Origin of the sequence: Caenispirillum salinarum, assembly GCF_044803115.1 — a bacterium.
Classification (GTDB): Bacteria; Pseudomonadota; Alphaproteobacteria; order Rhodospirillales; family Rhodospirillaceae; genus Caenispirillum; species Caenispirillum salinarum_A.
The window spans coordinates 91220-115589 of record NZ_CP085224.1 but is presented as its reverse complement, the minus strand read 5'-3'; the positions used below and the strand labels follow the sequence as shown (position 1 = coordinate 115589).

Below are 24370 nucleotides of genomic sequence, written 5' to 3'. Positions count from 1 at the left end.
GGCTCGCCGCCGTCCGCCGTCCGCCGTCCAACGTCCGCCGCCCGCCGTCCGGGGGCTCAGTACGCCTTGCCCTCGACCACGGCGGAATGCGACGGCACGAAGGTCTGGTGCGGTTCCAGGCGCACCAGCCGGGTGGTCTCGCCCCAGTCGACGGCCAGGGTCACGGCGCGGTCGTCCACATCGGCGATGCTGAACAGGTGGCCGCTGTCGCCCGGCCGCAGGGGCTGGCCGTTGATCCAGACCGTCCATTCCCCCGGCGCGCGGTAGAGCAGGCCCGACAGGTACAGCGGCCGGGTCAGGCGCGGCTTGGGCGGGGCGGGCATGGCCGTGCCGTCGCCGTCGTCTGAGTCCTCGCGGATCAGGCCGCCTTCGCGCAGGGCCGCCTCGATGGTCAGCCGCTGCTTGAGCGTGAACATCAGCGTGCGGGGCGGGGCGGTTTCGTCCTCCGCCGGGGCGACCACCTCGGGCGCCGGCCCGCCGGGCTCGCCCGCCTCCGCCCCCGCCGCCGGCCCGGCCGCCGCCGGGGCTTCGGTGCCGGCCGCGCCGCCGGACGGCGGGGGCCGGGAGGGGTCCCGGGACGGGGTCTGGGCGGCCAGCGGGCCCGCCGTCGCCAGGGCCAGGGCGGCCAGGGCGACGGGCAGCGCGGGACGAAGCCGGGGGAAACGGATCATTGCGTGGCCTCCACGCTCTCGGCCGACGCCGCCGACAGCCAATGATAGGTCAGGCGCCCGCGCACCAGCGGCACGGGCAGGCCGCCGCGCAGGGTCTCAAGTTTTTCCGGGGTCACGTCCTCGCGGGTCAGCAGGGCGCTTTCCAGGACCAGATAGCCCGGCAGGCTGCCGCCGATGTCGCCCATGAGGTCGAACAGGTCTGCGTCCAGCATGCCGTCCGCCGCCATGACGACGGGGGCCGTCAGCATGCGGTATTCAGTCCCCGCGATGCGGTGGGACGGGCCCTGGGCGCGCGGGTGCAGGGTGATGTCGCCCTGCAGCCGGTGCGAGGCCAGCTGGCGCTCCAGCGCGCGGCGGGCCAGCAGGCGGTTGCGGTCGCCGAACAGGCCGCGCGCCAGCACCTGCTCGTAGCGGCCGGTGTTCTGCTGGACGAACTCGATGTCGCGGCGCAGGCGCATGGCCTCGCCCTCGACGCGCGTCACCTCCTGTTGCAGGCGCTGGGCGTCCTGCCCCCAGGTCTCGATCAGGTGCTCCCCGCCCAGGAACAGGGCGCCGCCCAGGGCCAGCGTGACGCCCATCACGATGATGGAGACGCGCGCGCGGCGGCTGAGCCTGGCGAAGGCGCGGGCGATGTCGGCGGTGGTCATGACGCGGCCCCCCGGCTGATTTCGACGCGCATGGTGAAGCCGGCCCCCGCCGGCCCGCCCGGCGCCTGCCCGCCGTCGGCCGCCGGCCCGGCGACGGTGCGGGCGGTGCCGTACAGCGTATCCATCCTGACCGAGGCCGACAGGGTCTGGTCGGGCAGAACGGCCACCGGCGGGCGGACCAGCACCACCTTGGCGTCGGGCAGGGCGGCGGTCAGGTCCTGCATGATCTGGTCGGACAGGACCAGGGCGTCCTCGGCGGTGGCGGGATCGTCCAGAACCATTTCCAGCCGCGCCCACAGGTCGTCGCCCTTGGGAGCGCCGCGGCCGACCTGGCCGCTGCCGCCGCCGCTGCCGCCGCGACCGCCCCCCTGGTTCGCGGCCTGGACCTGCGTCACGGCGCCGTTCTCAAGCTCCAGCCGCACCACATGGGCGCGGTTCCGAAGGCCGGCGTCGATGGCGCGCAGGAAGGGCACGACGGGCCGGTCGGCGCCGGCCATGGTGTCGGCCAGCGCCAGGGTGTCGCGCATGACCTGGGCGTCGTAGGGCAGTGCCGCGTGCTCGGCCTGCACCGCCTGAAGGCGGCTCTGCGCGGCGGGCAGGGCGATTTCCAGCCGTTCGATGCGCTGGTGGGTGTCCCACAGCGCGGTGCCGGCGGTGTAGGCATAGAAGGCGACGCCGCCGATGGCCGCCACCGCGCCCAGCGGCGCCAGGGCCTCGCCCAGCTGGCCCAGCTCGGACTTCTGCTCGGACGGCCGCGTCAGCGTCAGCGCCGGCTTGGCCTTGCGGGCGAACCAGGCGGCGTGCAGCACGTCGCCGTAGGGCTGTTCCGGCTTGCCGACGCTGCCCAGGCCCAGGCGCTCGCCGACCGCGTGGGGGGTGGTGACGTTCACCGATTCCGCCTCCCACTGCTGGGCCGCAAGCGCCTCGGCCAGGTCGGGGTCGACGATCAGCGCCAGGTCCAGCGCGTCGCCCTCGCGGTAGCCCATGCGCTTGACGTAGGTGAGCGTCTGGCGGAAGTCGCGCACCATCATGGCGGCGGCCTCGTCGGCGGGCATGTCCTCGGGCGGGGCCGGCGTCAGGCGGGTGAGCATCATGCGGCCCTGCTTGGCGACGATCTGGCGCAGCCCGCCCGAGACGTTCATGGTGGTCATGATCCGCCAGCGCACGCCGCCGCGCGCCTTGGCCTCTGAGTCGAACAGGGCGTTCATCAGGCTCAAGGATTCCAGCGGCAGCAGGTGGATGCCGCCCTTGGGGTTGCGCAGCCCCTCGTACAGGCGCACCCAGGCGCTGACGTGCTCGCTGCGGGGCAGGCCGCAGAACAGGTAGAACAGCTTCTTGCCGCGCGGGTCGCGGCCCTGCGGCATGGCGGCCTTCCAGATGTCGCCCGGCGTGGCGACGGCCGCATGGCGGCGGGTGACCTTGGCCTGGTCCATGCGCCCGACCCGGGGCACCGGCTCGTCGCGGTAGATCTGTTCAAAGGTGTCGGCCAGCAGGGCGACGGGGGTTTTCGGGTCCTTGCGCAGGACGGCCTCGATCTCGGCCCCGCCCTCGGCGGCCTCGGCGGGCACGATCCAGGCGTTCTTGACGGTCTTGCCGGAATACAGGGTCAGGACCGCGCAGTCCTCGCCGATGGTCAGCACGTACTTGCGCCGGCCGCGCCCCGACAGCGAGAGGGAACCAAGCGATAGGGATGCCATGCCGCGCCTCACCCGCCGATGTTTTCAAAGGAGTCGTAGACGGGGCCCAGCACGCCCAGGATGATCCAGATCATCATCAGCCCGGCCACCACGGTCAGCGCCGGCTCGGCCATGGCGATGATCTTGTCCACCGTGTCGTCCACGTCGCGGTCGTAGAAGTCGGTCACGTTTTCCAGCGTGCCCGAGAGGTTGCCGCTTTCCTCGCCGATCTTGACCATGCGGGTGACCAGCCCGGGAAACTGGCCCGACTGCTTCATGGCCGACGACAGCGGCTCGCCGGTCTGCACCTGGTCGCGGACCGTGGCCAGGGCCTCGGTCAGGCAGCGGTTGACCACCACGCGCTGGGCGGTCTCCAGGCACTGCAGGATGGGCACGCCGGAATTGAACATCACGGCGAAGAAGTGGGAAAAGCGCGACAGGCTGATCTTGCGGATGGTCGGCCCCAGAGTGGGCAGGTTCAAGAGCACCCAGTCCACCTTGTAGGCGAAGGCATAGGACGTCTTGACGCCCGCGCGGATCAGCACGAAGGCCGCCACCGGCCCCAGCAGCACCACGTACCAGTAGTTCATCATGAAGTCCGAGGTGGCGATCAGCGACAGCGTCACCGCCGGCAGGTCGGTCCCCTGCGCCTCCAGGAAGCCCACAACCTGGGGCACCACGTAGGTCATCATGAAGGTGAACAGCACCACGATCATGACCAGGATGAAGCTGGGGTAGCGGATGGCCTTCTTGACCTTGGCGTTGACCTCGTCGGTCCACTTCAGGTGCTTGACCAGCTGGGCGAAGCTTTCGGTGATGTTGCCCGATTCCTCGCCGGCCGCCAGCAGCGAGGTGAACACCGGGCCGAAGATGCGCGGGTGCTTGCCGAAGGCGTCCGACAGGGCGGCGCCGTCGCTGACGTCGCGGTAGATTTCGGCGATGACGTTGCGCAGGCGGGCGTGTTCGGTGCTTTCGCGCAGGTCCGACAGCGCGTCGATCAGCGGCACGCCGGCGCCCGACAGCTGCTCCAGGTGCATGCACGTCTGGATCAGGTCGCGGGTCTTGATCTTGGGCGCCAGCGCCAGCGTCAGCTTGCGTTCCTTGACCACGCCGGCATCCACCAGCTCCAGCCCCAGTTCGTGAAGCTGCTGGAACAGGTCCGTCTCGTTGGTGGCGTTGATCTGCCCCCGGACCGAGCGGCCCTTGTCGTTGATGGCGCGGTAGGCGTACTGCGGCATGGCGTTACAACCTGTCGGTGATGTTCACCGCCTTCGTCAGGGCCGTGATGTCCATGATGCCGTCCAGCACCTTGCCGATGCCGTCCTCCACCATGGGGATGAAGCCGAACTGGCGCGCCTGCTCGCGGATGTGCGACAGCGGGGCGTCGGCGATGATCATTTCGTCGATGGTGTCGTTGAAGGGCAGGATTTCCGAGACGCCGACACGGCCCCGGTAGCCCGTGCCGCGGCACTTGTCGCAGCCGACGGCCTGGCCGATCTGGGGCGGGTCGGCGGGGTCGACGCCCAGGATGCGGCATTCCTCCTCGGTCGCGGTCTTGAATGTGCGGCAGTCTTCGCACAGCTTGCGGCCCAGGCGCTGGGCGACGACGCCGATGATGTTGCCGGCCATGAGGCTGGGGCGCAGGCCCAGGTCCTGCAATCGCGGAATGGCGCCGGCGGCGTCGTTGGTGTGCAGCGTGGTGTAGACCTGGTGGCCGGTCATGGCGGCGCGCACGGCCATGCCGGCGGTGTCACCGTCGCGCACCTCGCCCACCAGGATGACGTCGGGGTCCTGGCGCATGAGGGTGCGGATGCCGTCGGCGAACGTCATCTGGCTGCCCTCGCGGATCTGGCTCTGGCGGATCAGCGAGAGTTCGAACTCGACCGGGTCCTCCAGCGTCATGATGTTGAGGTCGAGCGAGTTGATGTAGTTCATGATGGCGTACAGCGTCGTCGTCTTGCCCGAGCCTGTCGGGCCGGTGACGATGATGATGCCCTCGGGCCGCTTCACCATGCGGGTGAGCATCTCGAAGTTGTGCTGCGAATAGCCCAGGTCGGTCATGCTGACCTGGGCCGAGGATTTATCCAGGATGCGCAGCACCAGGTTCTCGCCGTGGACAGTGGGCAGCGAGCTGACGCGGAAGTCGATGCGCTTGTTGGCCATGGACAGGCTGAAGCGGCCGTCCTGCGGGTTCAGGCGGTCGGCGATGTTCATGCCCGACATGATCTTCATGCGGTGGCTGAACGCACCCCAGTGCTGTTTGTGGATGGTGCGCACCTGCATCATCATGCCGTCGATGCGGTAGCGCACGCGCAGGAAGTTGCCCTCGGGCTCGAAGTGGATGTCGGACGCCTTGCTCTTCACCGCGTCCAGCAGGATGGCGTTGACCAGGCGCACGACGGGGTGGGTGTAGCCGCCGGTGGTGTCGTCCAGCGCGGCGGCGTCCAGGTCGCCCTCTCGCAAGCTGTCCAACTCGCGCAGGATGCCGTCGATGGACAATTCATGGCCGTAGTACTGGTCGATGGCCTGCTGGATCTCGGTGTCCGAGCACACCAGCGGCTGGATTTCCCAGTCCGGCGGCAGGTAGCGCTTCACCTGGTCGAGCGCCAGCACGTCGTAGATGTCGGCCATGGCCAGCCGCGCCGTCTTGTCCTCCACCGTCGAGGGGAAGACGCGATAGCGGTTGGCGATTTCCAGCGGGATCATCTTCAGCAGCTCGGGATCGACCATGCTGCCGTGCGGGTCGAACCGCTCGAACCCCGAATCCTCGGCCAGAACGGCCGACAGCGCCTGTTCCGTGATGAAGCCGAGGTCGACCAGAAGCTCGCCCATCATCTTGGGGCTGTTCTTCTTTTCCTGCAGCGCGACGGCCAGCTGGTCCTTGGAGATCAGGCCGCGCTCCACCAGCTTGTCGCCCAGGCGCACCGGCGGCTTGCCGCCGCCGCCCTGGTCGGCCGGGGCCGGCTTGGGAGTGGTCTCCGCCGGCCTCGGCGCCGACTTGGGCCGGCCCTTCGCCGCCGTCTCGAACGTTTTCGCCTGCGGCTGCGGCTGCTCCTTGGGCCCGGCGGCGGCGGAAGCGGCGGCCGGCGGCGGCTCGGGCGCCGGTGCTGGTGCTGGTCCGGCCTGTGTTGAAGCCGCCTTGGGAGGCGTGGACAGCGCCCCCGGGTCGGGCAAGGGCGGCAGGCTCTTGTCCGCTGGCGGGGCGGGACGGGCCGGCGTGGCTGCTTTCGGCGCATCCCCAAGCGGCGGCAGGGGCGGCAGTCCGCCGGTGGTCCTGGGGCCGGCCTTCGGCGCGGCCGGTGCCTTGGGCGGCGCGGAGTCTGCGACGGGCGGCAGCGCGCCGGGCGCCGCCGGCGCCGGAGCCGGCGCGGGTGCTGGTGGCGTCTCGGCCTGCGGCTCGGGGTCCGGGGCCTCCTCGGGTGCCGGCGCCGCCTCGGGCTGAGGCTCCGGGTCGGGCGCGGGGGTTGCCGCGGCACGAGCGTCGTCCAGCGCCAGGGGGCGCGACCGGGTGGCGGGTTCGGGGCCGGCATCCCGGGCCGGCGCTGCGGCCGGGGTCTCGCCGGCGCCGCCCAGGCTCAGGCGCCCGGCGCGCGGGGTGTCGGCGGCGGGCACGGCATCGGGCGGAGCGGGCCGCCCGGCGGCCGCCCCCGGCCCCTCGCCCAGGCTGAGGCGCCCGGCGCGCGCCGGCTCGGCCGCCGGCAGTGCGTCCTCCGGCGTCATGGTCTGGTTGAGCTTTTCGCCCGCCTTCGGGGCTTCGCCCAGGGTGAGCCGCATGGGTCCTCGACCTTCCGGTGCTCGTCAAAGGCCCGGCCGGCGCCGCCGCCGCCTCAGAAGGCGATGGGGCGCGGGTCCGGGGTGAACTTGTTGTACAACTCGCGGTCGGCCGGGCTGATGCTGTCGCGGCCGTTGACGATGGTGGCGCGCAGGAAGATCACCAGTTCGATGACCTCGGTGTTTTCGATCTTCTGCTTGAAGGGGGCGCCGACGAGCGGCACGTCCTTCACGCCGGGAATGCCGGAGTCGTTGTTCTCCGACCGCTCCTGCATCAGGCCGCCCATGATCAGCACGTCGCCCGACTGCATGGTGACCAGGCTGTCCAACTCGCGCACCTCGACGACGGGGATGGGCGACTGGACGTTGGTGTTGCCGATGTCGGCGGCGAACAACGCCACGGCCGGGTCGTTCACCGTCCGCACGATGCGCGAGATGGTGGGCCGCAGGTTGAGCGAGATTTCCTCGGTGTCGCGGTTGATGGACGGCTGCACGTTGAGAATCACGCCGACGGGCACCGTATGGACATCGGAGTCGTAGGTGATCACGTCGGGGCCGTCGTCGTTGACCTCGCGGTCGATCTCGATGGTGAAGTAGACCTCGTTCTCGGCGACCTTGAGGATGGCGTTGTGGTTGTTCAGCACCGTCAGGCGCGGGCTGGACAGGGTGCGCGTCGTCCCGAACTCGTCGACCATCTGCAGCACGGCGTTCAGCGCCGCGCCGCCGATGCCGAAATTGGTGCTGGCCAGCAGCGTCGGCGTGGTCACGCCGGACGGCAGGACGCTGTTGCTGAAGTTGCCCTGGACGGCGAAGTCGTTGCTGCCCTGGGCGACCAGGCCCCAGTCGATGCCGGCGCGGAACTGTTCGTCCAGGTTGACCTCGACGATCTTGGCCTCGATCAGCACCTGGGCGCCGACGTTCGAGCGCACCTGTTCCAGGTAGTCCTTGATTTCCTTGTGCTGGCGCTCGGTGGTGTAGACCGAGACGATGCCCGCCTGCCTGTTGATGGTGAAGTAGTGGCCGGTTTCCTCGTCCTCCGCGGTGCCGGCCTGGCCGGCCTCGGCCGAGGTCGCCCCCGGAACGGGGGGCGGCGCGGCGGTGCCGGGATCGGCGGCCGAAATGCCGGCGGCGGCAGCGGTCGCCTGCTCCTGCACCGTCGTGGTGCCGGGGGCGTCGCCCTCGTCCACCTCGGCCACGCCCTCGGCGCCTGCCTCGGCGCCCGCCGCGGGAGCAGGGGCCGGGGCGGCAGCCGCGGCCGGCGCGGGTGCGGCGTCAGCGGCGCCGGTGACGCCGACGCCGGGTCCGGGCGTGCCGGCGGTGCGCGGCCGGGGCCGCTCCTGCGCGATGATGGCGGTGATGTTCTCGGTGATCTCGCCCCAGAAGTCAGCCTCGGCTTCGCTCTGGACCTGTGTGGTCGAGGCATTGGCGCCGCCGCCGCCGTCGCCCACCACCGAGAAGACGTCGGTGGACGAGGCGATGGAGGTGGAGGTGCTGCGCGCCACGTCCAGGACGTCGACGCGATAGGTCTTCAGGTAGGCGTCGTCCTGCTCCACCCGCAGGCGGTTGTCGTCCAGGCGGTAGCGCAGCCCGGCAAGGTCGGTGATGCGCTCGATCACGTCGGCAAGCGGCCGGTCGCGCGCCGTGATGATGACGCCGCCCTCGATTCGCGGGTCCAGTTCCAGGTCGATGTCGGCCTGTCGGGCGATTTCGATCAGCAGTTCCTTGACCGGCGTCACCTCGGTCGCCTGCAGCGTCACCCGGCGCGTGTCGGCCAGCAGCGGCGGTTGCGGCGCCGCCAGAACCGGCGCCAGGTCGGGGATGGGAGGCTCGGCCATGGCGGGCGCCTCGGCGGCCGGACGGCGGGACTTGAGTGCCTCGTAGTCTTCCTTGGTCAGGCCGCCGGCCTCGTCATGCGCACCGCCGCAGGCGGCCAGCGCCAGGCACAGGCCCAGGCCGGCCCAGCGGCGCGGATGCCGCAGGCCGCCGCGCGGCGGTCGGGCGATGTAACCAGCCATCGGGAACTCCCTCATCCACTCTCTGTCGCCGGCGTGGGCGCCGGACCTTGCTTCGTTCATTCGTTCCGGCTTCGTCATAAATCGATATAGGCCAGCGTGCTGCCGGGCATGAGCACGCAGACGAACAGCGCGCCGATCAGCGCCGGGCCGAAGGGGAACTCCTGCCCGCGCCCGCTCGCCCGCCAGACCAGTCCGGTGACGATGCCGGCGATGCCGGCGATCAGCGGGAAGGCCGCCCACTGCTCGGGCTGGAGCAGCAGCCCCGCGACCGCAAGAAACTTGACGTCGCCGCGTCCCAGCCCCTCGCGCCCGGTGACCAGCTTGAACCCGTACAGCAGCGCCAGCCCCACCAGATAGCCCGCGCCGGCGCCGATCAGGGCCGGCCAGGGGGTGTCGTCCAGCAGCCAGCGGTAGGCCAGGGCGAAGGGTGCGACGGCCAGGTGCAGGACGTCGGGCAGGATGCCGGTTTCCAGGTCCACCACCGCCGCCGTCAGCAGCAGCGTTGTCACCACCATCAGCAGCGCCGCCGGCAGCCATCCCTGTTCCGCCCACGCAATGACCACGAAGATGCCGGCCGACGTCAGTTCAATGAGCGGGTAGCGGGCCGAGACGCCGGCGCCGCAGTACCGGCAGCGCCCGCGCGCCAGGACCCAACTCAGCACCGGCACCAGGTCGCGGACCCCCAGCGGATGGCCGCAGGCCGTGCAGGCCGAGCGGGCCGCGCCCACGGGCAGGGACCGGGGCAGGCGATAGGACAGGGCGCTGGCGAAGGACCCGGCCACGAGCCCCAGCAGCGCCGCGAGGACCAGATCCGTCACTCCCATGTCCAGCGGCCGTCCTCCGTCATGCGGGCCACGGAATTCTCACCGGTGTCGCTGGTTGCCAGGCGCGTGACATCCGCGGGCGGCGCGGCCGCGGGGGCGCGGGCCGGTTCCGTCGGCGCGGGATCGGCCGGCGGCGCCGGTTTGGCGACGGGGCGAGGGCCGGCGGCAGGAAGACGCTCCGACGCCTCCGCGGCGGCCCCGGACGCGGGGCCTGCCTCCGGCGCGGCGGCCTCGGGCGCCTGTGGCTCCGGCGGGCGACGTGGCGGCGCGGCGTGGGCCTCGGTGTCGGCTTCGGCGGCGACCGCATCCAGCTCCGCGGCCGGGGCGGCATGGGCCTGCGGCGGCGCCGGTGCGGGGGCGACGGGCGGCACGGCCGGCTCGGAGGCAGCGGGCGCGGCTACGGGTGCCGGCTTCGCGGTGGCGGGCGTGATGGCTCCGGCCGATGGCGGCGCACCGGCCGCTTCGGCCCTCGCCACGGCGTCGGGTACAGCTGTTTCGGCTGCGGAACTGTCCGTTGCGGCGGGCTGTTCCTGCGCCGTCAGGTCCTGCATCAGGGTCCAGGCGCGGGCCGGCAGGTCGGGGTTGAGGGCCAGGATGACGACCAGCGCCGCCGCCTCCAGCCCGACCGTACCCCACAGCAGGCGCCGCAGCCACGGCCGCCTGCCGCGGGGGGCGGTCATCGGCACGGCGCGGCAGATGCTGCGGCTGTCGGCCATGGCCTGGGCGACGTGCTCCTCGGTGGCGGGCATGGCGCCGCCGCCATAGGCGATGAGCAGCGCCTTGTCGGCCAGGATGTTCACCACGCGCGGCACGCCGCCGCTGGCCCGCGCCAGCAGGTCCAGCGCCGCCGGAGTGAACGCCGGGAAGGCGACGCCCGGCACCCGGACGCAGTGCAGGCGGTGCTGCACGTAGGCTCCCACCTCGGCCTCGCTGAGCGGCTGGGTCTGGAAGGCGAAGACGATGCGCTGGTTGATCTGGCGCAGATCGGGGCGCTCCAGCAGGGCGTCCAGTTCCGGCTGGCCGAACAGCACGATCTGCAGAAGCTTGGCCTGCTCCGTCTCCAGGTTGGACAGAAGCCGGATGGTCTCCAGCCCCTCCGCCCCCAGGGCCTGGGCCTCGTCGACCACCACCACGCAGGTGCGGCCCTCGGCGTGGGTGTCCAGCAGGAAGGCGTTGAGGCGGTGCATCAGTTCCGCCCGGTTGCCCTTGGCGTCCAGGCCGTACTCCATGCACAGTGCCGCCAGCAGCCATTCGCCGTCGGCCTGGGGCGCGTTCAGGTAGGCGACGCCGCCGGCGGTGCGGGGGTCGTCCATCAGGCCGCGCAGCAGCAGGCGGCACAGCATCGTCTTGCCGGTGCCAACGTCGCCCGAAACCTTGAGAATGCCGCCGCGCTCCCGCGCCGCGTATTGCAGCGACTGCAGGATGTGGCTGTTGTTCGCCGTGGGGAAATACTGCTCGGTGTTCGGCGTCAGGCCGAAGGGCTGAGCGGTGAGGGCAAAATGGGCCAGATAGGGCATGGGTCAGAGCCTCGCGCGCAGATAGCGCAGACGGTCACGGATGGCTTGCGCCCGCAAGCCCGCGGGCGCGCCGCCACCGTCGATCAGGCGCAGCACCCGCTCGTAGCTGCGGGCGGCGTCGGCGGCGCGGCCGGCCCGGTCGGCGACGACGGCCATATTATAGTGGTAAAGCGCGTTGTCCGGCGACAGGGCGATGGCCCGGCGCAGCGCGCCCATGGCCTCGCCGACGCGGCCCTGGCGGGCCAGCAGCATCCCCAGCTGCGCCGGAACGGGACTGAAATCCGGCGCCACCGACTGCAACCGTTGCAGCTCCGCAATGGCGGTGACGGGATCGGCGTCGGCGATCAGCGCGATCATGTTGGTCAGGGCCTCGCGGTTGTCCGGCTGGCGGGCGAGGACGCGCTCGTAGGCGTCGCGGGCGTCGGCGGCCATGCCCAGCTTGTGCAGGGCGGCGGCGCGGCCCATGAGGGCGGAGACGTTGGTCGGTTCGCGGTCCAGCACGCTGTCGTAGGCGTTCAACGCGCCGGCATAGTTGCCGCGCATGAGCGCGCCGTAGCCGCCGGCCAGGGTGTCGCGGGTTTCCGTCGGCACGCTGCTGACGCTGACGTTGCCGACGCGCGGCGCCGGGGCGGAGGCCGGCGCGGCGCCCGTCCCCGTGTCGATGGTGATGGGCGCGCCGGCGGCGGCGCCGGCCTCGGCGCTGCGCTGCGCCCGCAAGCCTGCCTCGGCGTCCAGGCGGTCGGGACGCGGCGGCGTGGCGGCCGCGGTGTCGTCCGGGGCCGCCACGGGCGGCGCGGACACCGCCGCATCGGCCGTTGCCGCCCCGGAACGGCGGGCGGCGCCCTCGGCCATCAGCGCGGCGATGTTGTCGTCGACGGGCGCGGCGGCGGGAGCCGGCGTCTGGGGCTCGGAAGCGGCGGCGGCGCTTTCGGCGGCGGTTGTGTCGGACGGCCCGGCGGCCTCGGCCGCGGCGGGCGCCGGGGTTTCATCCGGCGTTGCAACACGGCGGGCGATTTCGTCGGGCCGGGCGGTGCCGGAGGGCGCGGGGGCGGCCGGTCCGTCCGCGGCTTCCGGGGCGGGGGCCGTCGGCTGGTCGGGGACCGGTGCCGCGGAAGGCTGCGGGACTTCGGTGTCGCCGACCGCCACGGCATCCGGCGGTGGCGCCGGCCGGGCGTCCGCCAGCGGCTGCGGAGCCTGTTCCGGCGGCGTAACATAGACCGGCGCGTCGCCGGTCGCCTGGGTCAGCAGGGTCTCCACCTCGTCCTGGAACACCAGCACGCCCGCCATGGCGGCGGCGCTGCCCAGCAGGAAGACCAGGGCCAGGACGCGGACGGCGGTCCGCCCGCGTTGCGGCGCCCCGTCGCCTGCCGTTGCGGCCCCGCCCCCCGGCGGCGCCAGCGGCGGCGGCGCGGCGGTGACGTTCATACCGCCTTCGTTCGCCGCCGCCGTGCCGGGCTCGCCCCGTGCATTCTGCCGCGCCGCCTTTTCAAGCGCCTTGTAGAGTACGCTCATGCCCCACTTTTCCACATCCGGGCCCGCATGACCCGGGTCTCGTCCTGTCCGTCCCCCACCGGACGGACTCACACGTCGTGCCGCCGCGCCGGCCGGTCTGCCACTTTCGGATGGAACCATACCACGCGAGTGGTGAGAAAACGGTAAATTTGTATGTTTTACCGTGCGTCCGGCGCCGCCGCGGCCGCCGCGGCCGTCGCGACACCGTACGGAGGCCGCCAAGGCATTGCAACTAGGGCGAAAGTCAGGGGCGTCGAAGCCTTGTATGCGCGACAGTAGAATTGTGCACTGCACTCTGGGACATAAGGCGCGGAATCATTCGTACCGCCCTTCATTCAAACGAAACACGACCTTTTCAGTCGTGTTTGATTGGGCTACGATCCCTCGCGTGTCACGCTTAGCGGCGGAAAGCATGCCGGGGCTTACCGGCCGATCGGCCGACCGTCGCCAAAGTGGCAAACTGTTCATATCCGTGCATAAACGGGAGGCTTTTTTGATGAAAACCTTTTACACGGCCGCCGCCGCTGCCGCTCTGACCGTCGGCCTTGGTGCCACCGCCGCCCAGGCCGGCCAGACGTTCGACTCCGTCAAGGAGCGCGGCCAGGTCGTCTGCGGCGTGCACACCGGCCTGGCCGGCTTCGCGGCGCCCGACGAGCAGGGCAACTGGTCCGGCCTGGACATCGATGTCTGCCGCGCCGTCGCCGCCGCCGTCTTCGGTGACAGCGAAAAGGTCAAGTACGTACCCCTGTCGGCCCAGCAGCGTCTGACCGCCCTGCAGGCCGGCGAGGTCGACGTGCTGGCCCGCAACACCACCCACACGCTCACCCGCGACACCGCCAACGGCCTGAACTTCCTGCCGGTCAACTACTACGACGGCCAGGGCTTCATGGTGCGCAAGGACCTGGGTGTCGACAGCGCCACGCAGCTGGACGGCGCCACGGTGTGCGTGCAGACCGGCACCACCACCGAGCTGAACATGGCCGACTACTTCCGCGCCAACAACATGCAGGTCAGCCCGCTGACCATCGAGGCCTTCGAGGAAGTGAACGCCGCCTACGCCTCGGGCCGCTGCGACGCCATCACGTCCGACGCTTCGCAGCTGGCGGCCATCCGTGCCAACGACCTGCCGAACCCGGACGACCACGTCATCCTGCCGGAGATCATCTCCAAGGAGCCGCTGGCCCCGGCCGTGCGCCATGGTGACGACCAGTGGTTCGACGTCGTGAAGTGGGTCATGCACGCCATGGTCGACGCCGAGGAGATGGGCATCACGTCCGAGAACGTGGACCAGGTGAAGTCCGAGACGGACAACCCGAACGTCAAGCGCCTGCTGGGTGCGACGCCGGGCCTGGGCGAGGCCCTGGGCCTGCCCGAGGAATGGGCCTACACCGTGATCAAGCAGGTCGGCAACTACGGCGAGTCCTACGTCCGCAACGTCGGCGTGGAAAGCCCGCTGAAGCTGGAGCGCGGCCTGAACGCGCTGTGGACCGAGGGCGGCCTGCAGTACGCCCCGCCGGCCCGCTAGGCGCGGTCCTGATGGGCGCCGACGGTCCAACATCGTCGGCGCCGCATTCAGCCGGCACACGGCCCTTCGCGCCGCATGGCACGGGGGCCAGCCGGCCTTGCCGGGCGCCACCTGCACGGTTTCAGGCGCTGCCCGGTATGAATCGGTGAACGGGCGTCGCCGGCGGCGGCGGAGGCAGGATTCCCTGCTTCCCTCGCCCCGGCGGCGACCTTTTTGCAAGCGGCCATTCTGCAAGACGGGTCACCAACGTTCATGGCAGACCACTCCACAACACGCGGCGCCCCCGCGGCCAAGGGCTCCGCGCCGCCCCGCAAGACGTCGTTCCTCAACGACCAGCGGGTGCGCGGCGTCCTGTACCAGATCCTGACCATCGGCGCCGTCGTGGCGGTCGGCTGGTACCTGGTGCACAACACGCTCACCAACCTCGCCGCCCGCGACATCGCGACGGGCTTCGGCTTCCTGGAGCGCGAGGCCGGGTTCGACATCTCGGAAAGCGTCATTGAATACTCGCCGGCCGATACCTACGGCCGGGTGCTCGTGGCGGGCCTTCTGAACACGCTGAAGGTCAGCATCATCGGCATCGTGCTGGCGACGCTGATCGGCACCATCATCGGCATCGCCCGCCTGTCCAACAACTGGCTGGTGGCGAAGCTGTCTTCGATTTACGTCGAGGGCCTGCGCAACGTGCCGCTGCTGCTGCAGCTGTTCTTCTGGTACGCCATCATCGGCGTCGCCCTGCCCCACCCGCGCCAGGCGCTGGAGCCCATCGAGGGCTGGTTCCTGTCCAACCGCGGCTTCCGCTTCCCCTACCCTGTGTGGGAGGCGGGCTGGACACTGGCCATCATCGGCCTGGTGCTGGCCGCCGTCATCACATGGTGGCTGAACAAGCGCGCCACCCGCGTCCAGGGCGAAACGGGCCGGCGGCCCAACGTGCTGCTTCCCGGCATCGCGCTGTTCATCGGCCTGCCGGTGATCCTGTGGGCTATCGGCGGGGCGCCGGTGGCCATCGACATGCCGGAGTTGTCGGGCTTCAACTTCCGCGGCGGCGCTCACGTCAGCCCCGAGTTTGCAGCCCTGCTGCTGGGCCTGACGCTGTATACCGCAGCCTTCATTGCGGAAATCGTGCGCGGCGGCATTCTCTCGGTTCATCACGGCCAGACAGAGGCCGCCGTGGCGCTGGGCCTGAAGCGCAGTCTGGTGATGCGCCTGGTGCTGCTTCCGCAGGCCCTGCGCGTCATCATCCCGCCGCTGACCAGCCAGTACCTCAACCTGACCAAGAACAGCTCGCTGGCCATCGCCATCGGCTATCCTGACCTGGTGGCGACGGCGAACACGTCCATCAACCAGACCGGCCAGGCGGTCGAGGGCGTGGCGATCATCATGGCGACCTACCTGACGGTGTCCTTGAGCATTTCCGCCTTCATGAACTGGTACAACAGCCACATTGCATTGCGAGGGGGGCGGACCTGATGGCGATGCGCCAGGAAGAGCGCGACGCGCGCAACCCCGCCTACACGCACATTGAGGAACCGGACGAGCCCACCGCGGGCCACCCGACCCAGCGCGTGTGGGACATGCTGGGCTGGACGAAAAAGCACCTGTTCAGCTCCATCCCCAACACCATCGTGACGCTGATCTGCCTGTACCTGCTGTGGCTGATCATTCCGCCGTTCATCGACTGGGCGTTCCTGTCGGCCATCTGGTCGTCGCCCACTCCCGACGCCTGCAAGGCCGAGGGCGCCGGCGCCTGCTGGGCCTTCGTCGAGCAGAAGCACCGCTTCATCCTGTTCGGTCTCTACCCGTTCGACGAACAGTGGCGTCCCATGGTCGCCGTGGTGCTGTTCATCGGCGCGCTGGCGGCAAGCTGCTACCCGCCGTTCTGGTCCAAGTGGCTGATTCCGGCCTGGGCCGCGGTGCTGACCGCCTGCGGCGTGCTGATGTACGGCGGCGTGTTCGGCCTGACCTATGTCGACAACACCCAGTGGGGCGGCGTGCCGCTGACCCTGATCCTGTCGGTGACGGGCATCGGCTTGGCCTTCCCCCTGGCCGTGCTGCTGGCGCTGGGGCGGCGGTCGAACCTGCCGGCCATCAAGACCATCTGCGTCACCTTCATCGAGCTGATCCGCGGCGTGCCGCTGATCTCGGTGCTGTTCATGGCGTCGATCATGTTCCCGCTGTTCATGCCCGAGGGTGTGACGGTCGACAAGCTGCTGCGCGCCATCGTCGGCATCATGCTGTTCACCTCGGCCTATCTGGCGGAAGCCATCCGCGGCGGCCTGCAATCGCTGCCGCGCGGCCAGTATGAAGCCGCCGACAGCCTGGGCCTCAGCTACTGGCAGAAGACGCGCCTTATCGTCCTGCCGCAGGCGCTGCGGATCGTCATTCCGCCGCTGGTGAACCAGTTCATCTCGACGTTCAAGGACACGTCGCTGGTCATCATCATCGGCCTGTTCGACCTGCTGACCAGCGCCAAGACCGCGCTGGCCGACCCGGAATGGCGCCAGTTCTACGCCGAGAGCTACATCTTCGCCGCCATCCTGTACTTCAGCTTCGCCTTCTTCATGTCGCGCTACAGCCAGTTCCTGGAGCGCCGTCTCAACGCGGGGACCCGTCGATGAGCAACGGAATCGAACCCACACAGACCACCGTCGAACCGTCGGAGGATGCGCCGAAGACGCCCGCCATGGGCGAGGAAGTGGTCATCCGCCTGGACAACGTGAACAAGTGGTTCGGCCACTTCCACGTCCTGAAGGACATCAACCTGGACGTCCGCCGCGGCGAGCGCGTGGTCGTCTGCGGGCCGTCGGGCTCGGGCAAGTCGACGGTGATCCGCTGTATCAACCGGCTGGAGGAACACCAGCAGGGCGACATCATCGTCAACGGCGTGACGCTGAGCAACGACGTCAAGGCCATCGAGGCCATCCGCAAGGACGTCGGCATGGTGTTCCAGAGCTTCAACCTGTTCCCGCACCTGACCGTGCTGGAGAACCTGATCCTCGGTCCCATCTGGGTGAACAAGACGCCCCGGAAGGAAGCCGTGGACACGGCCATGAACTACCTGGAGCGCGTGAAGATCCCCGAGCAGGCCTCCAAGTACCCCGGCCAGTTGTCGGGCGGCCAGCAGCAGCGCGTCGCCATCGCCCGCTCGCTGTGCATGAAGCCGTCCATCATGCTATTCGACGAACCCACCTCCGCCCTTGATCCCGAGATGATCAAGGAGGTGCTGGACGTCATGGTGGAGCTGGCCCAGGACGGCATGACCATGATCTGCGTCACCCACGAGATGGGCTTCGCCCGCTCGGTCGCCGATACGGTGGTCTTCATGGCCGACGGCCAGATCGTGGAGAAGAACAGCCCCACGGAGCTGTTCGCCAACCCGCAGGAAGAACGCACCCGGCAGTTCCTCAGCCAGATCATCCAGCACTGATCGTTCCGGGCCCGGACATGCGAAGGCCGCCGCTCCGAAACGGGGCGGCGGCCTTTGTGTGGGTGGGCCCTGGTGGTTCGCCCCGTTCGGCCCGTCCCACCTGCGTCAGCGGCCCAGCTTGGTGCTCTTCGTGCCGTCGTGGCTGTCCCCGAACGTCGCCGGACGGCAAAAAGAAACCGCCCGCTCCGGTCTCCGGGGCGGGCGGTTTCGCGTTTGGCGCCGTCAGGCGGCTCAGGCAGCCTTGAGCAGCTTTTCCAGACGCTCGGTGGCGGCCTCAGGCTCGATCTGCTCGACCGCGGCCAGTTCGTGGGACAGGCGCTCCAGCGCCTGTTCGTAGATCTGGCGCTCGCTGAAGGACTGCTCCGGCTGGGTGGCGGAGCGGTGCAGGTCGCGCACCACCTCGGCGATGGCCACGGGGTCACCCGAGATGATCTTGGCTTCGTATTCCTGCGCGCGGCGGCTCCACATGGCGCGCTTCACGCGGGCGCGGCCCTTCAGGGTGGTCAGCGCCGAGTCCATGGCCTTCTTGCTCGACAGCTTGCGCAGGCCCGAGGTCTTGGCCTTGGTCACCGGAATGCGCAGCGTCATGCGCTCGCGCTCGAAGCTGACGACGAACAGCTCCAGCTCATGGCCGGCAATCGTCTGCTTCTCCACTTCCAGAACTCTGCCGACGCCGTGCGCGGGGTAGACGACAAAGTCGCCAGCCGTGAAAGGCACTTGGTTCGTCATGTTTCTCTTCTTCTCTTCCCGTCAAGACCTGCCGAAGCGGCCGCCGGAGCCCTTGCGTCTCCGGTCGCGACCGCATGGCCGTGATCGTGGCCGGCTTCCGAGGTGAGCGGACGCGCAACGAAATCGGCGTCCACCGCCGCGCACCGGCCGGGTTGCGCGGCATGGCTGTCAGTGTCCGGGCGGGCGCATGCCCGTATCCGTAGCTGATGCGGGGTCCGGCGAAGCGTTCTCTCTCAATCCCGCACTGGGGTCGGACCCTCAAAAAAAGTGCCGCCGGATGGAACCAGCGGACCGCTAGGATATACCACGTTTTGGGGACCCGAGACAGGTAAAAAAAGCGCAACACCGCGGCCCGCCCCGGGAGCGGCGGGATTCCCGCGAGTCCCGGACGCCGAACGGGGCCGCCGTTTCCGGCCGCCCCGTCCGTGCCGTGCGGGATATGTAGTGCGACTCGATCTCAGTCGCCAGAGCCCGGCGCCTCGGACAGCATCTCGGCCTTGCCGGGCTTGTCCTTCCACTCGTCGGCGTCGGGCAGCGGGTCCTTCTGGCGCGTGATGTTGGGCCACTTTTCCGAAAGCTCGCGGTTCTGCTCGGCCCACTTCTGGGCGATATCCTCGGAGTCGGGGAAGATGGCCTCGGCCGGGCACTCGGGCTCGCACACGCCGCAGTCGATGCACTCGTCAGGGTTGATGACGAGCATGTTCTCGCCTTCATAGAAACAGTCCACCGGGCACACCTCGACGCAGTCGGTGTACTTGCACTTGATGCAGTTCTCGGTGACGACATAGGTCATGGGTTCATCAACTCCGGTTTAAGCGCGTCCGGCGGGGACAATGTGGTTTGGCCGATGGCCCCCTTTCTAGGACGACAGGCCCAGGCGGTCCAGCACCCGTTTGCGGGCGGCGCCGCTTTCCGCGTCCTCCACGTAGAGGAGGCCGCAAACTCGGCGCATGAGGTTGGTCTCGAAGTCGTGCGCGACGCCGTCGGCGTACACCACCTCCCACAGCATTTCCACCATCTCGACGCGCTGGTCGTGGTCGAAGTGGTCCTTGATGGCGCGGGTGAAGGCGTACAGTTCGTTGCTGTCCTGCTGTTCGGCCTCGGCCTCGGCCAGCAGTTCGCGGGCGTCGGCGTCCGACAACTGGAACCGGCGCTGCAGCAGGCTGAGGATGCTGGCGCGCTCGTCCTCGTCGAAGGTGCCGTCGAGCGTCGCCGTTTCCACCATGACGGCGGCGGCGGCCACGGCCACGTCGTCGTGGTCGGCGGCGCGGGCATCGGCCTCGGAGGCGGAAAACAGCAGGTCTTTCAGTTTGCCAAGCATGATAGTCCACGTGTGGTTGATGCGTGGAGGATGCAAGCGGCCGGTCCGGTCGCGGACGACATCTTGCCTTCGGCGAAAGGAAGCGTCACTTAACCACCATGACTGCTCCCTCGCAAGACGCCAGGCGGAGCGCCCCGGCAACGGCGCGCAACCGCGAGCCCATCCTTTCCGTCCTGCAACGCGCGCTGCCGGCGCGCGGTCTCGTGCTGGAGATTGCCAGCGGCACCGGCGAGCATGCGGTGTTCTTCTCGCGCGCGCTGCCCGGCCTGACGTGGCAGCCGACGGACGTGGACGACGGCGCCCGCGCCAGCATCGACGCCTGGGCGGCGGCCGAGGGGCCGGACACCCTGCGCCCGGCCGTGGCCCTGGACGTGACGGCGCGGCCCTGGCCGGTGGCGGCGGCGGATGCGGTGGTGTGCATCAACATGGTCCACATCAGCCCGCCCGAGTGCACGCCGGCGCTGCTGGAGGGCGCGGCGGCGGTGCTGCCCGAGGGCGCGCCGCTGGTGCTTTACGGCCCCTTCCGGATCGGCGGCGCCCACACGTCTGAGAGCAACGCGGCCTTCGACGACTGGCTGAAGGCGCAAGACCCGTCGTTCGGCATCCGAAACCTCGACGACGTGGCGGCGCTGGCGGCGGAGCATGGCTTCGGGCCGCCGGAGACAATCCAGATGCCGGCCAACAATCTGACGGTGGTGTTCCGGCGGGGGTGAACCGGACGGGATTGACTGAACAATCGGTATTGCGCCGAGGGAGCGCGAGGGGCCGTCGCCCCCCGCGTCCTGTCATCGCGCGCCGGCGCGCCCTACTCCGCCGCTTCCTTCTTGCGCGCCGCCACGGACCGCGCGACCTCGCCGTTCAGCGTGTCCATGAGCGTCTCGCGGACCTGTTTCAGCTTGCCTTCGTGCTCGATCTTCATGCCGAAGACGTCCTTGACGTAAAAGACGTCCACGACGCGCTCGCCGAAGGTCGTTACCTGGGCGGAATGGATTTGCAGGCCGCAGCGGGTCAGGGCCGCCGTCACGTCGTAGAGGAACCCCGGCCGGTCGCGGCCGTTGACCTCGATCACCGTGTAGGTCTTGCTGGCGGTGTTGTCGACCACCACGCGCGGCGGCACCTTGAAGACGCGGGTGCGGCTGGGCAGGCCCGAGGGCTTGGCCGCCAGTTCCTTCTCCAGCCAGATCTTGCCCGACAGCGCGTCCTCGATGATGCGTTTCAGGCGGTCGAGCTTGTCCTCGTCGGTGACTGCCGTTCCGTCGCTGTCCTGAACCGAGAAGACGTCCAGCGCCATGCCGGTGGTCAGCGTCATGATCTTGGCGTCGACAATGGTCACGCCCGACAGCGACATGGCCCCGGTGATCTTGGAGAACAGGCCGGGATGGTCGGCGGTGTAGATGGTGACGTCGGTGACGCCGCGGATTTCGTCGGTGCAGACGTCCACCGTCAGCAGGCGGCCGGCGGACTCGGCCTCGTGAATCAGTTCGGCGTGGCGTTGCTGGCTTTGCGTGTCGAAGGTCAGCCAGTAGCTGGGATAGCCGCGCGCCAGATGATCCTCGATGTCCTCGAGGCTCCAGCCGGCGATCTCCAGGCTTTCGCGCAGCGCGTCGCGCTTGCGGGCGGCGCGGGCATCGCGCGAGCCGGCGGACAGGCCGCCCGAGAGGGCATCCTCGGTGCGGTAGAACAGCTCGCGCAGCAGCGTGCCCTTCCAGCTGTTCCACACCTGCGGCCCGACGGCCCGAATGTCGCAGCAGGTCAGCAGGGTGAGCAGCTTGAGGCGCTCGGGACTCTGCACCAGGTCGGCGAAGGTGCGGATGGTCTGGGGGTCGTCGACGTCGCGCTTGAAGGCGGTGCGGCTCATGTCCAGGTGGTGGAGCACCAGCCACGACACGGTTTCCGTCTCCTCGGGCGTCAGTCCCAGGCGCGGGCAGAGCTTGGTGGCGACCTTGGCCCCCAGTTCGGAATGGTCGCCGCCGCGCCCCTTCGCGATGTCGTGCAGCAGCACCGCCACATAGAGCGCCCGGCGGCTTTGCACCTTCTGGACCAGTTGGGTCGACAGCGGCAGTTCGGTCGCCAGCTTGCCCTGTTCAATTCGGTTGAGGATGCCGATGGCGCGGATGGTGTGCTCGTCGGTGGTGTAGACGTGATACATGTCGTACTGCATCTGCGCCACGACGCGGCCGAAATCGGGAATGAAGCGGCCGAAGACGCCCGCCTCGTTCAGCCGCCGCAGCGTGCCCTCGGCGTGCTGCGGGTGGGTCAGCATGTCCAGGAACAGGGCGTTGGCGTCCGGGTCGTTGCGCAGGGACCGCACAAGGCGCAGGTTGTCGTTAACCAAGCGCAACGTGTTCGGATGGATGTCCAGCCCGTGCTTCTGCGCCACATGGAAGATGGACAGAAGGCGCACGGGGTCCTTCTCGAAGGCGTCGTCGCGGGGCACGGCGATGCGGCTGCCCTCCACCACGAAGCCTTCCAGGTTGCGCTTGCGGAAGGCGCCGGGCATGCGGATGGCGGGGCGGCGGCGGTTCTTTTCCTCCAGCACCGCACAGAAGATGCGCGTCAGGTCGCCCACGTCCTTGGCGACCAGGAAATAGTGCTTCATGAACCGTTCCACGCCCTTGGCGCCGGCGCGGTCGGTGTAGCCCAGCGCGTCGGCGACGGCGGACTGCATGTCGAAGGTCAGGCGGTCTTCCGGCCGTCCCGACAGATAGTGCAGGGCGCAGCGCACCGACCACAGGAACGTCTGTGCCTTGATGAAACTGGTGGCGGCCTGATCGCTCAGCACCGCCATGTCGGCCAGTTGCCGCATGTCGGAGACGCCGTAGAGGTACTTGGCGATCCAGTACAGCGTGTGCAGGTCGCGCAGGCCCCCCTTGTCTTCCTTGACGTTGGGTTCAAGGACGTAGCGGGAATCGCCCAGCCGCTCGTGGCGGTCGTCGCGCTCGGCCAGCTTCTGCTCGACGAAATGCATGCCGGTGCCGGCGACGATTTCCTGCTGGTAGCGCTGGTGGAAGTCGTCCCACAGGCGCCGGTCGCCGCACAGGTGGCGACTTTCCAGCATCGCGGTGCGGATGGTGATGTCGCGCTTGGCCTGGCGCATGCACTCCTGCACGTTGCGGGTGGCGTGGCCGACCTTCAGCCCCAGGTCCCACAACATGTAGAGCATGAACTCCACCACCTGCTCGGAATAGGGCGTGCTCTTGTAGGGCAGCAGGAACAAGAGGTCGATGTCGGAGAAGGGCGACAGCTCGCGCCGGCCATAGCCGCCGACGGCCAGGACGGCCAGATGCTCGCCGGTGGTCTTGACGCCGGTGGGGAAGACGTGGGTGACCGTGTAGTCGAACAGCGTGACGATCAGCTGGTCGACCAGATAGCAGTTTTCCCGCACGCAGTGGTCGCCGCGCCCGTGCTCGTCCAGGAACCGCCGGCGGACCTCGTCGTGGCCGTGGCGCAGCGCATCCTTGAAGGCGGCGAGCACCTTCTGGCGGCGCTGGCGGTTCTTGAGCGCCGGATCGGCGGCGATGTCTTCCAGGTGGCTGACCAGGGCCCGGCGGTCGACGACCGCGCGGGGCTTGCGAATCTTCAACATGGCACCCCTCGCGTCTGCCGCCTCAATATAGGGGCGATGGCGGTGATATGGCGAGGGGCCTTGGTCGGAACGGGTTCGACGACCCGCCACCATTGAACGGATTGCCGCCGGTGGCGCGGCCGTTCATCGTGCCGCCGCGCGAACGGCGCCCGCACAGGCCCCGGTTTTTCCGAAAGAAAAGGCCCGTTCATCGCTGAACGGGCCTTTTCGAATCTGGTGCCGGCGCGCAGATTTGAACTGCGGACCTACTGATTACGAATCAGTTGCTCTACCCCTGAGCTACGCCGGCAGCCGAGAGAGGCCGGGAACATAGGCCGAAGAGGGGCGATTTGCAAGCACCTCTTTCGCCGGATTCGGTGAAATTTCCGCCGCCGCCGCCGTCAGCGCTGCGCCGCGCCGGGCTGGCCGGGGCAGGGATGCTGCCGGCTGCCCGGCTGGCAGACGTTCAGCCCCGAAAGGATGCCGATGGCCTCGCGCTTTTCCGCCTCGGGAATGGTCGGCGGCTCGTCTCCAAAGGGGGGCATGCTCCACACCCGCTGGACCATGTAGAGGTTGTCGTTGCCCTGGAGCGAGCGGAAATAGGCCACCTCCCCCAGCCCCGTCTGTTTGTTGCGCGTGCAGGCGGTGGCCCAGAAGGCGGACGGATAGCCGTTGCTCAGCCCCGTTTGCAGGGTGCTGGCGGTGGCGTCCTCGCAGGCGGCCTGGGCATTGTTCAGGCTGCGCTCGCGCAGGGATTCGGCGGGCACGGCGGTCATGTCGCGGTAGATCTGCAGGATGACCATGTCGCGCCAGCCCTGCATGGTCTGGCCGCTGGGCAGGAAGGTGATGATGTCCACGTTGCCCTGGCGCGTGCGGTTGGCCTCCTGCCAGCGGTCGGGCAGGGCGAAGGCGTAGGTTTCCTCGGGCCGCACGGGGTCCTGCGCCGATGCCGTGTTCAAGGCCGCGCCCGCCAGCCCCGCCGCCGTCAGCAGCGCGGCGAGGGTAAGGATCGTCCGGTGCCAGAGTCGCATGCATCCCTCCTGTTGCGGGCGCCACTGTCCTACGGATCGGCGCCCGCGTCCAGGGGAGAGGGCTTTGCGCGCGGACCGCGCGACGGGCTTGTGCGAGGGCGAGCGCGCCCCCGCTTCCGCTCGGACAGCGGTCCAAGCG

General features: G+C 69.6%; 19 protein-coding genes and 1 tRNA gene. 5 read left to right on the top strand and 15 right to left on the bottom strand.

All coding sequences use genetic code 11. The features are described 5' to 3' along the window. Positions 1-56 precede the first annotated feature (56 nt). The 9 genes from LG334_RS00495 to LG334_RS00455 form a co-directional block, all read right to left on the bottom strand. Positions 57-671, bottom strand: a complete 615-nt coding sequence (locus tag LG334_RS00495) for a hypothetical protein (RefSeq protein WP_404382251.1) — start codon at positions 669-671, stop codon at positions 57-59. Continuing rightward, positions 668-1318 carry a hypothetical protein gene (locus LG334_RS00490; protein WP_404382249.1) on the bottom strand — a complete coding sequence of 217 codons (651 nt, stop codon included), beginning with the start codon at positions 1316-1318 and terminating at the stop codon, positions 668-670. The genes LG334_RS00495 and LG334_RS00490 overlap by 4 nt, the downstream gene beginning before the upstream one ends. Then, positions 1315-3015 (bottom strand): hypothetical protein, encoded by a 1701-nt coding sequence (locus LG334_RS00485; RefSeq protein WP_404382247.1) that lies wholly within the window; start codon positions 3013-3015, stop codon positions 1315-1317. The genes LG334_RS00490 and LG334_RS00485 overlap by 4 nt, the downstream gene beginning before the upstream one ends. Positions 3016-3023: 8 nt before the next feature. Continuing rightward, on the bottom strand, positions 3024-4232 hold the full coding sequence (locus LG334_RS00480; RefSeq protein WP_404382245.1) for a type II secretion system F family protein: 1209 nt from the start codon (positions 4230-4232) through the stop codon (positions 3024-3026). A 4-nt stretch (positions 4233-4236) separates the two neighbouring features. Next, positions 4237-6768 (bottom strand): GspE/PulE family protein, encoded by a 2532-nt coding sequence (locus tag LG334_RS00475; protein ID WP_404382243.1) that lies wholly within the window; start codon positions 6766-6768, stop codon positions 4237-4239. Positions 6769-6821: 53 nt separating this feature from the next. Further along, a complete protein-coding gene (locus LG334_RS00470; protein ID WP_404382241.1) occupies positions 6822-8780 on the bottom strand; it encodes a secretin N-terminal domain-containing protein in 1959 nt (652 codons plus the stop codon). A gap of 74 nt (positions 8781-8854) precedes the next feature. Continuing rightward, positions 8855-9604, bottom strand: coding sequence for a prepilin peptidase (locus LG334_RS00465; RefSeq protein WP_404382239.1), 750 nt, complete (start codon positions 9602-9604; stop codon positions 8855-8857). Next, positions 9595-11121, bottom strand: coding sequence for an ExeA family protein (locus tag LG334_RS00460; protein WP_404382237.1), 1527 nt, complete (start codon positions 11119-11121; stop codon positions 9595-9597). Before LG334_RS00460 ends, LG334_RS00465 begins: the two co-directional genes overlap by 10 nt. A gap of 3 nt (positions 11122-11124) precedes the next feature. Beyond that, complete coding sequence (locus tag LG334_RS00455) at positions 11125-12633, bottom strand: tetratricopeptide repeat protein (RefSeq protein WP_404382235.1); 1509 nt, start codon at positions 12631-12633, stop codon at positions 11125-11127. A gap of 496 nt (positions 12634-13129) precedes the next feature. Between LG334_RS00455 and LG334_RS00450 the strand changes: the two genes are divergently transcribed. The 4 genes from LG334_RS00450 (at position 13130) to LG334_RS00435 (ending at position 17585) form a co-directional block, all read left to right on the top strand. Next, positions 13130-14158: an amino acid ABC transporter substrate-binding protein gene (locus tag LG334_RS00450; RefSeq protein ID WP_404382233.1), complete on the top strand. Its 1029-nt coding sequence runs from the start codon at positions 13130-13132 to the stop codon at positions 14156-14158. 252 nt (positions 14159-14410) lie between these two features. Continuing rightward, positions 14411-15628, top strand: coding sequence for an amino acid ABC transporter permease (locus LG334_RS00445; RefSeq protein WP_404382231.1), 1218 nt, complete (start codon positions 14411-14413; stop codon positions 15626-15628). Positions 15629-15633: 5 nt separating this feature from the next. Continuing rightward, positions 15634-16776 carry an amino acid ABC transporter permease gene (locus LG334_RS00440; RefSeq protein WP_404386442.1) on the top strand — a complete coding sequence of 381 codons (1143 nt, stop codon included), beginning with the start codon at positions 15634-15636 and terminating at the stop codon, positions 16774-16776. Beyond that, a complete protein-coding gene (locus LG334_RS00435) occupies positions 16773-17585 on the top strand; it encodes an amino acid ABC transporter ATP-binding protein (RefSeq protein ID WP_404382229.1) in 813 nt (270 codons plus the stop codon). Before LG334_RS00440 ends, LG334_RS00435 begins: the two co-directional genes overlap by 4 nt. Before the next feature lie 231 nt (positions 17586-17816). Here the strand turns inward: LG334_RS00435 and LG334_RS00430 are convergent, their stop codons facing one another. The 3 genes from LG334_RS00430 to LG334_RS00420 form a co-directional block, all read right to left on the bottom strand. Then, positions 17817-18314: a CarD family transcriptional regulator gene (locus LG334_RS00430; RefSeq protein ID WP_404382226.1), complete on the bottom strand. Its 498-nt coding sequence runs from the start codon at positions 18312-18314 to the stop codon at positions 17817-17819. Positions 18315-18771: 457 nt separating this feature from the next. Then, positions 18772-19107, bottom strand: a complete 336-nt coding sequence (gene fdxA, locus LG334_RS00425; RefSeq protein ID WP_404382224.1) for a ferredoxin FdxA — start codon at positions 19105-19107, stop codon at positions 18772-18774. 66 nt (positions 19108-19173) lie between these two features. Further along, on the bottom strand, positions 19174-19635 hold the full coding sequence (locus LG334_RS00420) for a TerB family tellurite resistance protein (protein WP_404382222.1): 462 nt from the start codon (positions 19633-19635) through the stop codon (positions 19174-19176). 98 nt (positions 19636-19733) lie between these two features. Here LG334_RS00420 and LG334_RS00415 point away from each other — a divergent pair, with 98 nt between their 5' ends. Beyond that, positions 19734-20348, top strand: a complete 615-nt coding sequence (locus LG334_RS00415; RefSeq protein WP_404382220.1) for a DUF938 domain-containing protein — start codon at positions 19734-19736, stop codon at positions 20346-20348. Positions 20349-20440: 92 nt separating this feature from the next. Here the strand turns inward: LG334_RS00415 and LG334_RS00410 are convergent, their stop codons facing one another. From LG334_RS00410 to LG334_RS00400, 3 genes are all read right to left on the bottom strand, one after another. Then, positions 20441-23221: a [protein-PII] uridylyltransferase gene (locus LG334_RS00410; protein WP_404382218.1), complete on the bottom strand. Its 2781-nt coding sequence runs from the start codon at positions 23219-23221 to the stop codon at positions 20441-20443. 214 nt (positions 23222-23435) lie between these two features. Next, positions 23436-23510, bottom strand: a tRNA-Thr gene (locus LG334_RS00405). A gap of 91 nt (positions 23511-23601) precedes the next feature. Next, on the bottom strand, positions 23602-24231 hold the full coding sequence (locus LG334_RS00400; RefSeq protein WP_404382216.1) for a hypothetical protein: 630 nt from the start codon (positions 24229-24231) through the stop codon (positions 23602-23604). Positions 24232-24370 lie beyond the last annotated feature (139 nt).